The 281-nt window shown below is 71.9% G+C and carries 1 protein-coding gene; it reads left to right on the top strand.

Annotated elements, in window-relative coordinates; translation table 11 throughout:
• Window positions 1-281: AMP-binding enzyme (locus ISP15_RS18570; RefSeq protein ID WP_404549515.1), on the top strand; the 281-nt coding region annotated here is incomplete at both ends.

Raw genomic sequence — 281 nt, 5'->3', positions numbered from 1 at the left:
GAACGGGGATGGCTCGCTGGAATACCTGGGGCGTTTGGACGGCCAGGTGAAGGTGCGCGGCTATCGCGTGGAACCGGAGGAAGTGGCGCAGGCGCTGCGCACGGAACCGGGCGTGGCCGCGGCAGCGGTGATCGCGCGCGCGGGAGCCGGCGGACTGCGCCTGGTGGGTTACGTGGTGGCATCGGTGGATGCCCCGGTAGCGGCCGGCTGGGAGGACGACGTGCTGGAGCGGCTGCGGGTGAAGCTGCCGAGCTACATGGTGCCGGCGGCGCTGATGCGAC

Origin of the sequence: Dyella jejuensis (assembly GCF_044904675.1) — a bacterium.
Lineage (GTDB): Bacteria > Pseudomonadota > Gammaproteobacteria > Xanthomonadales > Rhodanobacteraceae > Dyella_B > Dyella_B jejuensis.
This window is presented reverse-complemented; position numbering and strand designations above follow the sequence as displayed.